Consider the following 11,512-nt stretch of genomic DNA (forward strand, 5'->3'; position numbering starts at 1 on the left):
GTTCAGGCCTGCATGCTGCACTTGCTGATTTTATCCGGATCTCCTAACTTGTGCACAGTTTGATTGACTCAGGTTTATCTATGTCCGACTCTTTTGCTCTGCAGCTGCGACAACACAGTCATTGGTTTGCAGCGCTGCCAGAATCTCTGCAGCTGCAACTTTTAGCTCAGGCTAAAACAATACAACTGGATACGGGACAACGTTTATTCAGCCGCGGTGATGAGTTTGATGGCATCTATGTACTGTTATCCGGCGCTTTGCTGATTGCAGGTGTGCATAGTTCAGGCCGCGAGGCTTTGCTGACTATAGTGGAGGCGGGGGACTGGATAGGTGAAATTGCCTTGTTTGACCGCAAAGCCCGCACTCATGACGCTACCGCCAGCGTAGCTTGTCGGTTGCTGCATTTGAATAGTTCAGCCTTGCAGCAATTAGTACAACAAGACCCGCTGTGGTGGCAACGCTTTGGCCAGTTACTGACAGAAAAAATGCGTTTAGTATTCCAGGCACTGGAAGATATGAGTTTATTGCCCGCTTCAGTGCGTTTGGCCCGGCGTTTACTGATGTTATGCCGTTTGCATCAGCAAGATGAACGTTATCTGATCCCGGTGCAGCAGGAACAGCTGGGTCAGTTACTGTCACTATCACGCCAGACTATTAACCAGTTACTGCAGCAACTGGCCGCAAGCGGGGTGATCCGCACCAGTTATGCTCAAATTGAGGTGCTGGATTTGAACTTGTTAAAACAAGCAGCCGAAATAGCTTTAAATTAAAGCGGGCTGATTGTCAGTTAGCCGACAGAGCTGCTATAGAGTTCTCCTTTAAAGTGGTTTTTTCAATCAGGAGAACCCTATGAAAACCTTAGCAGAACATTTAATTCAGTACGCCCATTACCACAGGGACCAGCGCAATATTTACACCCACTTTGCCGGTATTCCACTGATTGTGATTGCGTTATTTAGCTTATTGTCCTTTGAAATCACCGCTGGAATCACAGCCACTCATCTGCTGCTGGCTGGCTCTTTGCTATTTTATTTTCGTCTAAGTTTGAGTATGGGTCTGGTGATGCTGGTGTTTAGCGCAAGCTGTTATGCACTGGCGCTGCAATTGGTGGGGTTGGAAAGTACTACATCCTGGTTAGGTTCCTCAATCGCAGTTTTTGTGCTCGGTTGGGTGCTGCAATTTATCGGGCATTATTTTGAAGGCAAAAAACCAGCTTTTGTTGACGATCTGGTGGGCTTGTTGATAGGGCCTTTGTTTGTGATGGCCGAAGTACTGTTTTTGCTGGGTTTTGCTAAATCACTGCAACAGCAAATTGATCAAAGCGCCGGACCTGTGCATTAAGTTTCTAAGCTAGCTTTATTGCTAGGCTGACTGAGCCAATCGGCTTACACTAGCCGTATTGTGAACAGTGGTTTGAAAAGCACAGGAAGTTGTGATTGTGGATTTAATACCGGGCCGCGCTGATTTGTGGTTTTTACCTTTGGGTGGCACAGGCGAAATTGGCATGAACCTGAATTTATATGGTCATGCAGGTCGGTGGTTAATGGTGGATTGTGGTGTGACTTTTAATAGTCCACTGCAGCCTGACAGCTTGCAAAAAGCCGATGTAGTGGCTGCCGATCCGGCTTTTATTGCCCGCCAGCCAGAGAATCTCTCTGGCATTGTCATCACCCATGCCCATGAAGATCATGTGGGTGCTTTGCCTGCGCTTTGGCCTCGTTTTAAATGCCCTGTTTATGCCACTGCTTTTACGGCTGAAATTCTGCGCCGTAAGCTCGCTGAAGTCGGACTTTTAGATAAAGTTCCTATCATTGAAGTGAAAACTGGCGACACCAAACATATTGGCCCTTTTGCAGTACAGTTTCTCGCTATTACCCACTCTATTCCCGAGCCGCATTGCCTGATGATCCGCACTGACGCAGGTTCGGTGTTTCACACCGCCGACTGGAAAATAGATGCAACACCTATGACAGGCAAGGCTTTTAAACCCCGGGTGTTTCAGCGTTTGGCACTGGAAAATGTCACAGCCATGGTCTGTGACTCGACCAATGCACTGCGTGAAGGCTTTTCTGTGTCGGAAAACGACTGTTATCAGGCCTTATTGCAGGTGATCGCAGAGGCGCAGGGCAGGGTGGTGGTGACTGGTTTTAGTAGCAACGTCGGGCGTTTAATTGCACTTGGCCGGGTGGCAAATAAAACCGGCCGTTATATGGCGTTGCTTGGCCGCTCTTTACAAAATATGGTCGGCGCTGCGCGTGCAACAGGGCACTGGCCAGAGGATATTCATCTGATCGACGCCAATGATTTAGGTTATTTACCCAAAGCTGAAGTGTTAGTGGTCGCGACCGGCAGTCAGGGCGAGCCTAAAGCCACGTTGAGCCGCTTAGCCGCTGATATGCAGCGTGAGCTGTCATTAGACAGCGGCGATTTAGTCATCTTCAGCTCCATTATCATTCCGGGCAATGAAGCTTTTATCGAAAAGCTGGTGCAGCAATTTCAGCAACGTGACATTCAAACCTTACAAAGCCACAACACAGAATTACCCATTCACGTCTCTGGGCATCCCTGTCGCGGCGAACTGGAATTATTGTACAGTTGGGTCAAACCTCAGATTGCGGTGCCTGTGCATGGCGAAGCTGCGCATATAGCGGCTAACGCCGATGTGGCACGACAAAGCCAGGTGCCTGTTCAACTGACTGGCTTAAATGGTGATTTGTACGTGCTGTCGCCACAGCCTCGGATCTACAAACAAGTAGTCAACACTGGCCGTATTGCGCTGGTCAGGTCCTGATGATGCAGCTGCAGTGGCTTGATTCTATTAGTAAAGTCAAAGCAGCGGACTGGAATGCCTTATTCCCTGCTGATTACCCTTTTACCCGTCATGAGTTTTTACAGGCACTTGAGTCAGGCGGCAGTGTAGGCAGCAGTTCTGGCCGGCAAACCGGCTGGCTGGTGCGGCATTTTGTCCTCTGGCAAGAGGATCAACTGATTGCTGCTGTACCTGCTTATCTCAAATTGCATTCTTATGGCGAATACCTGTTTGACTGGTCTTTTGCCGAAGCTTATCAAACTATGGTTTGGACTATTACCCCAAGTTATTGCTGGCCATCCCTTTTACGCCCGCTGAAGGACCACGTCTGGGGTTGGCCGCAGGTATGGATAAAGCGCAATTGCTGCAGTGGCTACAGCAAGGTGTCGGCCAGCTCAATCAGCTGTTGCCTTTGAGCCATCTGCAGTGCCTCTATGCTGAACCTGATGATCAGCAGGCGTTTCGTGACGCTGGTTTTGTTGAACGTTTTGATGTGCAGTTTTTATGGTCCAATCAGGGCTTCCAGAGTTTTAATGACTTTCTTGCGGTACTGACTGCACGTAAACGTAAACAAATCCGCAAGGAAAGGGCGACGGTTGCAGAGCAGGGCGTTGTGCTTAAAACTTTAAGTGGTGCTGATTTGGATTTCGCCTTCTGGCAGCAGTTTTACGGATTTTATTGTGATACCTATCAAAAACGTTCCCGCCATAATGGTTACTTAACAGCTGAAACTTTCAGGCTGTGGGGCCAGACTATGGCAAAGCGAATAGTCGTTTTTGCCGCTTTTGCCGATGAAAAAATGCTGGCGGCTTCTTTGTGTTTCCAGTCAGAAACTACCTTGTATGGCCGTTATTGGGGTTGTGCTGAAGACTTTAACTTTCTACATTTTGAATGTTGTTATTACAGCGGTATCGAGTATTGCATCAAACAGGGACTGCAGTTTTTTGATGCTGGTGCTCAGGGCGAGCATAAGTTACAACGCGGTTTTGCACCTGTGCTAAGGCACGGTTTTTATCAGTTTACTGAAAAAGCACAGCATAAAGCCTTGAATGAAGCGATAGCCCGTTATTGCCTGCAAGAGCAAAAGGCGCTGGAGCAGTATCGGCAAGAGGCAGAACTCAGCCTGCCTTTTGCCAACCGGGTTGATGAACGCTGAGGCTGCTAAGCCTTAGGGATTTTGTCAAAATCTGCAGCGCTATGACGCTCCGGTAACTGCTCATGCGCTTCACCCCAGTTGCGGTTCACCTTCACTGCGCGTTGTGCCGCCGGGCGGGCATCAATTTGTTTCGCCCAGCGCTGCAGGTGTGTATAACTTTGCACATCCAGAAACTCAGCGGCATTGTATAAACGGCCTAAAACTAAAGCGCCATACCAGGGCCAAATCGCCATATCGGCAATACTGTAGTCATCGCCAGCAACAAAGCTATGCTGAGCCAGTTGCTTGTCCAGCACGTCTAACTGACGTTTGGTCTCCATTGCATAACGGTTAATAGGGTATTCGTACTTTTCCGGTGCATAGGCATAAAAGTGACCAAAACCGCCACCGACAAAAGGTGCGCTGCCCATTTGCCAGAATAACCAGTTCAGCACTTCGGTGCGTTTCGCCAGGTCTTTTGGCAGGAAGTCACCAAACTTTTCAGCCAGATACAACAAAATAGAACCTGACTCAAATAGCCGGATGCCTGTGCTGCGATCAAACAAAGCCGGAATTTTACTGTTCGGGTTGACTCCGACAAAACCACTGCCAAACTGATCGCCATCACGAATGCTGATTAACCAGGCATCGTAATCCGCCTTTTTATGTCCGGCCTGCAGTAGCTCTTCCAGCATTAACGTGACTTTGACTCCATTTGGTGTCGCCATCGAATACAGCTGCAAATCATGTTGGCCTACCGGCAAATCTTTATCCTGGGTGGCGCCTGAGATGGGTCTGTTGATACTGGCAAATGCGCCGCCGTTTTGGCTGTCCCAGCTCCAGACTTTAGGCGGGGTATAGGTATTGCTCATAGCTTCTCCGGTTGTGTTGGATGCATAAAGGCTTTGATTGATATTGGTTTTGTATGGGCAGATCTCAAGGTGTAGCCAGAGCCTTTTGCCGAATTGCATTCAGCACTGTACAATCCGGCTTTTTCAGCAGACAGGGATCTTATGTTCAGCCTCGCAACTTTAGCGCAACACACCGCACCACTGAGTCGTATTCATCTCTCTGATGGCCTGACTGAATTCCCTGCTGAGCTATATAGGTTTACCGATAGTCTGGAAATTCTGGACCTGTCCGGCAATCAGTTGTCGGATTTACCCGCAGATTTACACCGCTTTAAAAAACTAAAACGGCTTTTTTTAACCTCAAATAACTTCCGCCATATCCCCGCGGTATTAAGCCATTGCCCGGCTTTGGTTATGGTAAGTTTTAAAGGCAATCAGCTCAGTCAGTTTGCTGAAGCTTCTTTGCCGCAGCAGCTGGAGTGGCTGATATTAACCGACAATCAGCTGACTGAATTACCAAAAGATTTTGGCCGTTACACCAAACTGCGTAAAGTGGCGCTGGCGGGTAATCGGTTGTCAGCGTTACCTGATTCGATGCAGCAATGCCGTGATTTGGGCTTATTGCGCTTATCGTTGAATAGCTTTGAATCTTTCCCGGATTGGTTATTTGCATTGCCCAAATTAGCCTGGCTGGCGTTGGGGGCTAATCCCGCTTGTCCTGTGCCAGAAGCTCAAGCTATTACCGCTCATCGCTTGTCGGATTATCAGTTGTTGCAAAAACTGGGCGAAGGCGCATCCGGTGTGATTTATCAGGCGCGTTTTGAGCAGGATGCAGAACCGGTGGCGTTAAAACAATTTAAAGGCTGGGTCACCAGTGATGGTTGCCCACAAGATGAGATGAATAACTACCTTAATGCGGGTGAACATCCAAATCTGATCGCCGTCAAAGCCAGGTTAAAAGACTGCGATTTGCCCGGTTTAGTGATGGAGTTGGTACCAGCGTCTTTTTCCGTACTTGGACAACCTCCTTCGTTTGATACTTGTACCCGCGATACCTTTATGCAAGGCCAGAGCTTAACTTTGGTGCAGCTCAAACAGCTGGCGGAACAGGTTGTCCGGGTCATGGCCCATTTGCATCAAAAGCGGATCTGTCATGGCGACTTGTATGCCCACAATATGCTGGTCAATGCCGAGCAGCAACTGTATCTGGGCGACTTTGGAGCAGCAACAGCGTTAAACGATTTACCACAGCAACAACAGCAGTTGTTTTGCAAGCTTGAAGTCAGAGCTTTTGCTTATTGGCTGCTGGACATGCAGAGTTTGTTATCGGCCCATGAAGCTGCAGTCTTTGAAAAACACTATGCAGCCATACTGCAGTGTTGTATGCAGTCAGAGCCAGGTAACAGACCGGATTTTGACGAGTTACAATCCTTGCTGAACCTCTGATCTGATAGGAAGGATTGAGACGTATAGGATACTGGCAAGATAAATCTTATAGCCGCAGCGCTGGAGTTTTAGAGCAGTTATTACTACAGTAAAGGACAGTAGGTTTTTTCTGTTTTCGTCACAAGGAAGAGGTTGAGACAGGCTTATGTCTTTGAAGTTATTGATAGTAGACGACAGTCAGGTGTGTTTGGTATTAACCAGAGGTTATGTTCAGACGTTCAGAGCTGATTGGGTGTGTACCCTTGCAGAAAGTGCAGAACAGGCCATGGCGTTGATTGAAAAGCAAGCTTTTGATGCTTATGCGCTGGATTATAATTTGCCTGGCCGCAATGGTCTGGAGCTGGCTCGTTGGATCCGAGAGCGGGATCAGCAATGTTTTATAGGCTTGTTAACCTCTAACATTATGAATTATGTCGAAGACCAGGCGATTAGTGACAATATTCATTATTACCGAAAACCTGCAAAACCAGATGTGATACAACAATTTGTCAGCGATATTGAAGGTTCGCCCCTCTGTACTTGAAGCTCTGCTTTGTTGACAGCGCTGCTCTCTCCGTCACATGGGGTGACTATGCCGCAGGGGTTTTACTCGCTTGTCGTCCTGTTGTAATTCCAATTACTTGGATATATAAAAGAGCTTATTTTAATAACTTAGTGAAATAAGCTTTGACACTGCTCTGAAAACCTATACACTGGCTTTGCTTTGTTAGTCTGTTCATTATTTATGCACCACAATGATTGTTACTGTTGTTTTAGTACGTCCTGTATTCATAAGTTAAAACTCTCTTTCAGCACCACCGCCTGATACCAGGCAAATTAAAATTTATTAAATACAGGTACATACCATGTCTAATACAACTACCGGCACAGTAAAATGGTTCAACGAGACTAAAGGTTTCGGTTTCATCGAACAGGCTTCAGGTCCAGACGTTTTCGCTCACTTCAGCGAAATTTCAAGCACGGGTTTCAAAACTCTGCAAGAAGGCCAACGTGTACAGTTCACTGTAACACAAGGTCAAAAAGGCCCACAGGCTGAGAAAATCGTTGTTCTGTAATTTTTAATTACAGTCACCTGGGTTAACAGATTTAATCTGATTTCACGGGTCACAACAGAAAAAAGGCAACTGCATCGCAGCTGCCTTTTTTTATGGCCGTGATTCGGCGGCAGGGCGATAAAGAGTTCGGGGCGCTCAGCACAGCTGGGCCAATTCCAGTCTGACTACGTATAGCAACTACCTTGCCTGTTCTGCCGGATTTTTATGAACAACAAATCTACTAAATTACCCCGCCAGCCTTTGGCTCGTTTAAGCGGATTGGCCTCTTTGGCTGGTCGTATCGCCGGTTCTGTGCTGGTCAATGGTGCGAAACAGCTAGCGCAGGGGCAAAGTCCAAAAGCCAAAGACTTGCTATTAACACCAGCTAATTTGCTGCGGGTGAGTGACAAGCTGGCACAGCTGCGTGGAGCTGCGATGAAAGTGGGGCAGTTATTGTCGATGGATGCCGGAGATCTGCTCCCTGCAGAACTGGCTGAGATACTGGCAAGGCTGCGCTCGAACGCCAATCCTATGTTACCGAAAGAACTCGCGCTGGTGCTGCGTACCGAACTGGGTGAGCAGTGGCAACAACATTTTTCGCAATTTACTTTTTCTCCTATGGCGGCGGCTTCTATTGGCCAGGTACATCTGGCACACCACGACAACGGTCAGAAGCTGGCAGTCAAAGTGCAGTATCCCGGCGTTCGACAGAGTATCGATAGCGATGTGGACAATGTAGCTCTGCTACTGAAAATCAGTGGTCTGGTGCCTGATGGTGTTGATTATCGCTCTTTGCTTGAGGAAGCCAAGCAGCAGTTACATCAGGAAGCTGATTATGTGCAAGAGGCCGCCTATTTGCAGCGTTACCGTGCTCTGCTTGCCGGTGATGACCAATTCGTTTTGCCTGTGCTTTACCCTGAACTTTGTACCTCACAATTGATGACCATGAGTTTTGTTGATGCTGTACCTATAGAATCACTGGAGAAGTATCCACAAGCAGTGCGTGATCAGGCGATGACACAGCTTTTTGCTTTGTTATTCAGAGAGATTTTTGAATTTAAGCTGGTACAAACTGATCCTAACTTTGCCAACTACCTGTATCAGCCCGAATCTGCCAAACTGGTGCTGCTGGATTTTGGTGCTTGCCGTGATTATCCGGAGCAGATCAGCCAGGGCTATCGTTTGTTACTTAGTGCTGCAGTGCAGAATGATCGGGTAGGGATGGAACTGGCGATGCGGCAGATTGGTTTTTTTAGTCAGGATATATTGCCCGGACAAAAACAAGCCATTTTGGCCTTGGTGCAGCTGATTTCCGAGCCTGTGCAGCAGAACAGGGCTTATGCCTTTGGTCAGACGGATCTGGCACAGCGTGTGCGTAAGGCAGGTACCGCTTTGAGTATGCAGCAGAATTACTGGCATACACCACCGGTAGCTGCCATATTTTTACATCGGAAGATGGCGGGTTTCTATTTATTGGCTGCCCGGCTGAATGCCAGAGTGAATGTCAGGCAGTTATTAGAACCTTACCTTGCCTGATAGGATATTGTTTGGCTTGGCGCAGCAAGTGCAGGATGCTGCTCTGATCCACGGCTTTACCGAACCAATACCCCTGGCCAAACTGGCAGCCGGCAGAGAGTAAAAACTCCTGCTGGGCCTGACTTTCCACACCTTCGGCAATCACGTCCAGACCCATGGCATTGGCCATAGCGATAATGGCGCTGGTGATCTGACGATCATTGGTGTTGTCAGGTAAGGTTTTGATAAAACTACGATCTATTTTCAGGCAGTTGATGGGCAAATGCCGTAAATAAGACAAGGAAGAGTAACCTGTGCCGAAATCGTCAATCGCCAGACGAATACCAAGTTGACGTAGTTTTTGCAGCACACGCTGAGTTTCAGCTGCCCGCTCAGGCAGCAGGCAACTTTCCGTAATTTCCAGCTCCAGCAGTTGAGGATCCACTTCAGACTCAGCGAGGATTTGTTTAAGTTGCGGCAGAAACTGCGGGTCCGCCAGTTCTTTAGCTGAGATATTTACCGCCACAGGCACTGCAAGCGCTCCCCACTGTTGTAACTGATGGCAGACCTGCCTTAGCACCTGCTGTCCTAACTGATGGATCAGGCCTAAGGTTTCAGCGATCGGAATAAAATCTGCGGGAGCGACCTGGCCTAATTCCTGATCTTTCCAGCGCACCAGAGCCTCCAGACTATGTAATTGTCCGGTTTTCAGCTCAACTTTGGGTTGGTAATGCACTTGCAACTGCTGTTGCGATAACGCTTTACGCAGCGCTTGCTCCAGTTGCAAGGCCTGATCATGGCGCTGTCCAAGGCTGGAGTTATAAATGCTGTAATTGTTACGCCCCGACTCTTTTGCCTGATACATCGCAGCGTCAGCACACTTCAGCAGTTCGCTGGCGGTATGGCCATGCTGCGGATAAATACTGATACCAACACTAGTAGTTAATGCCAGTTCGTTCTGCTGGATTTGAAAAGGCAGTTCAAACTGCGCCACTATGCGCTGTGCCAGTTTCACGATTTCCTCTTTAGCCTCACATTCAGGCACCAGCATAGTAAACTCATCGCCGCCGAGGCGTGCAACAGATTCGCCTGCTCTGCTGGCTTTTTGCAATCGTTTTGCCACCTGGCGCAGTGCCTCATCGCCCGCCTGATGACCCAGGGTATCGTTGATCCGCTTAAATAAGTCTAAGTCGAGAAACAGCACTGCTAATTGGTGATGGTGACGTTTGGCGTTCGCCAGCGCCTGCTCCAGTCGGTCCTGAAATAAACGTCGGTTGGCAAGGCCGGTTAGTTCGTCAAAATAGGCCAGTTCGTGGATTTTCTGCTCGCGTTTTTTACGCTCTGTGATGTCGGAGAAAATGGCGGCGTACTGATTAATTGCACCTTGATCATTACGCACCGCGCTGATAGACAGCCACTCGGGGTAGATTTCACCATTTTTACGTTTATTCCAAATTTCGCCTTGCCAATAGCCCTGCTGCTGCAGTCCTTGCCACATCTGCTGGTAAAAGAGTTGATCGTGTTGGCCTGAACTCAACAGGCTGGGGGTTTGACCTAAAGCTTCGTCAGCGCTGTAGCCAGTGAGTTTACAAAAGCTGGGATTGACTGACTGGATGATCCCTTTGGCATCGGTGATCATCACCGCATCATGGGAGGCTTCTATCACTTTGTAAGCTAAACGCAGGCTACTTTCAGAGCTACGTAACGCCTTGTCTCTGGCCTGCAACGCAGCCTTTAACTCACTGATATACAAATGTTCCATATTCAGCAGTATATGGTTGTGGGATAACAAACCTACAGGTTGACCATAGCTATCAGTCACACCTAAATGGCGAAACCCTTGTTCGCGCAGCAGCCGTACCGCTTGTAACAAACTACTGCGCAATGGCAGTGTCAGTAAGGGCCGGGTTGCTACTTCAGCTAAAGTACAAAGGGTGCGCTCTGTGGCGACAAAATGCACCAGATCACGTTCTGTCACTATGCCATATTCCGCATCAGCGCCAGAGTGTTCAAACCGGACTATGGCTGCGTCTCGCTGAGTTTGCTGCATCAAAATGGCGGCTTGTGCCACAGTCAGCTCTGACTGCAGTAATAACGGCAACTCCACCAGAATAGAGCTGATATCACGCAGCATTAAATAATGCTCCAGCGGTTGCTGATGGATCAGATCGGTTTGTGTGACTATGCCAATAGCCTGATGCATTGTGTCTGTGACCAGTAAGCGTCTGATATTTTTTTGTTTCATTAAAGCGGCAGCTTCACTGATACTGCAGCGATCCGGTACCGAAAGTACGGGACAGCTCATCACCTGTGACACCGGCTGATGTAATACTGAGGGAGCAGAAAGATCCAGTTTTTTACAGTCTGACTCGGTCCAGATCCCCAGAATGAATTCATTTTTTTTCACCAAAATACAACTGATATTGTGCTGTCGCATCAAGCTTGCCGCCTGTTGCACTGAAGTCTGTGGTTCGCAGCAGATCAGGTTTTTTTGCAGCACGTGCGCCACAGTCTGGCCAGAAGACAAAGAGGGTAAGCTGATGCTCGACGGCGGATTCATGGCAAGAACAGTTCCTGTGTCTGAAAATTAAGCCGACATGCTAAAGCTTTGGATGAGGTTGCCTCTTGATCTGAAACAACAGTGATGAATTTAAGCCAGTCGTTGTGCTCTGTTTAGGGAGTCAGGTTGCGCTAGAGAGAGAAATCGATTACCTGATTATAT

At 48.2% G+C, this 11,512-nt stretch carries 9 protein-coding genes and 1 pseudogene; 8 read left to right on the forward strand and 2 right to left on the reverse strand.

All coding sequences use genetic code 11. The annotated features are described in order from the left end of the window. The first annotated feature begins 80 nt into the window (after nucleotides 1-80). The 4 genes and pseudogenes from WH43_RS09025 to WH43_RS09040 all read left to right on the forward strand — a co-directional run bounded on the left by WH43_RS09025 (nucleotide 81) and on the right by WH43_RS09040 (nucleotide 3,965). Nucleotides 81-770 carry a Crp/Fnr family transcriptional regulator gene (locus WH43_RS09025; RefSeq protein WP_053424407.1) on the forward strand — a complete coding sequence of 230 codons (690 nt, stop codon included), beginning with the start codon at nucleotides 81-83 and terminating at the stop codon, nucleotides 768-770. A 79-nt stretch (nucleotides 771-849) separates the two neighbouring features. Continuing rightward, nucleotides 850-1,341 (forward strand): Mpo1 family 2-hydroxy fatty acid dioxygenase, encoded by a 492-nt coding sequence (locus tag WH43_RS09030; protein ID WP_053424295.1) that lies wholly within the window; start codon nucleotides 850-852, stop codon nucleotides 1,339-1,341. A gap of 97 nt (nucleotides 1,342-1,438) precedes the next feature. After that, entirely contained in the window at nucleotides 1,439-2,791 is a 1,353-nt protein-coding gene (locus WH43_RS09035) for a ribonuclease J (RefSeq protein ID WP_185148579.1), read from the forward strand. 2 nt (nucleotides 2,792-2,793) lie between these two features. After that, nucleotides 2,794-3,965, forward strand: a pseudogene (locus WH43_RS09040) (GNAT family N-acetyltransferase). Nucleotides 3,966-3,970: 5 nt separating this feature from the next. Here WH43_RS09040 and yghU read toward each other — a convergent pair. Next, nucleotides 3,971-4,816: a glutathione-dependent disulfide-bond oxidoreductase gene (yghU, locus tag WH43_RS09045; protein ID WP_053424296.1), complete on the reverse strand. Its 846-nt coding sequence runs from the start codon at nucleotides 4,814-4,816 to the stop codon at nucleotides 3,971-3,973. A gap of 141 nt (nucleotides 4,817-4,957) precedes the next feature. On the opposite strand from yghU, the gene WH43_RS09050 reads away from it, so the two are divergent. From WH43_RS09050 to WH43_RS09065, 4 genes are all read left to right on the forward strand, one after another. Further along, on the forward strand, nucleotides 4,958-6,241 hold the full coding sequence (locus tag WH43_RS09050; RefSeq protein WP_053424297.1) for a protein kinase: 1,284 nt from the start codon (nucleotides 4,958-4,960) through the stop codon (nucleotides 6,239-6,241). Between the two features lie 151 nt (nucleotides 6,242-6,392). Further along, complete coding sequence (locus tag WH43_RS09055; RefSeq protein ID WP_286049600.1) at nucleotides 6,393-6,764, forward strand: response regulator; 372 nt, start codon at nucleotides 6,393-6,395, stop codon at nucleotides 6,762-6,764. Nucleotides 6,765-7,086: 322 nt separating this feature from the next. Continuing rightward, nucleotides 7,087-7,296 carry a cold-shock protein gene (locus WH43_RS09060; protein ID WP_008897616.1) on the forward strand — a complete coding sequence of 70 codons (210 nt, stop codon included), beginning with the start codon at nucleotides 7,087-7,089 and terminating at the stop codon, nucleotides 7,294-7,296. Nucleotides 7,297-7,500: 204 nt separating this feature from the next. Beyond that, a complete protein-coding gene (locus WH43_RS09065; protein ID WP_053424299.1) occupies nucleotides 7,501-8,811 on the forward strand; it encodes an ABC1 kinase family protein in 1,311 nt (436 codons plus the stop codon). Here WH43_RS09065 and WH43_RS09070 read toward each other — a convergent pair. Next, a complete protein-coding gene (locus tag WH43_RS09070; protein ID WP_053424300.1) occupies nucleotides 8,780-11,350 on the reverse strand; it encodes an EAL domain-containing protein in 2,571 nt (856 codons plus the stop codon). The genes WH43_RS09065 and WH43_RS09070 overlap by 32 nt on opposite strands. Nucleotides 11,351-11,512: the final 162 nt, after the last annotated feature.

The sequence above is a fragment of the Rheinheimera sp. KL1 genome (genome assembly GCF_001275035.1).
Lineage (GTDB): Bacteria > Pseudomonadota > Gammaproteobacteria > Enterobacterales > Alteromonadaceae > Pararheinheimera > Pararheinheimera tangshanensis.